At 46.5% G+C, this 596-nt stretch carries 1 protein-coding gene; it reads left to right on the forward strand.

The window, feature by feature from the left end; all coding sequences use genetic code 11:
* On the forward strand, positions 1 to 385 hold a 385-nt coding region (locus R7Q09_RS26970; RefSeq protein WP_318144054.1), incomplete at its 5' end, for a CBS domain-containing protein.
* Between the last annotated feature and the right edge of the window lie 211 nt (positions 386 to 596).

Here is a 596-nt window from a genome sequence, read left to right on the forward strand (position 1 = left end):
GAGCATGATGGACGCGTTGGATATTCGACATATTCCTGTTGTTGACGCCAATCATCACTTACAAGGCTTGGTGACTCAACGTGATATTCTTGCTGCTCAAGAATCCTGTTTGCACCCAGATGACGCTGAACAATCTTTTACCCTCGATACGCCTCTCTACGAAATGATGCACACTAACATCATGACTGCAGAGCCAAGAGCGGGTCTAAAAGAGAGCGCCATTTACATGCAAAAGCACAAAGTGGGCTGCTTGCCTATCGTGCATAAAGGGCATCTGGTTGGAATCATTACTGACACGGACTTCGTTACGATCGCGATCAACTTACTTGAACTGCAAGAAGAGGTTGAGCCGGAAGAAATTGAACCGGATGAAGAAGCGTTATAAAGACGAAAAAAGAGCGGCCGGGATGCCGCTCAAAATATGCCATTACTGACGCTGATTAAGGAAGTGTTGCAGTGCCAATTAGAATTGGTCTTCTTCGGTCGAACCGGTAAGCGCAGTGACAGATGAGTTACCACCTTGGATGGTGTTCGTCATTCTATCGAAGTAACCTGTACCCACTTCTTGTTGGTGCGCTACAAAAGTGTAGCCTTTC

The organism is Vibrio sp. 2130-1, from assembly GCF_033339515.1.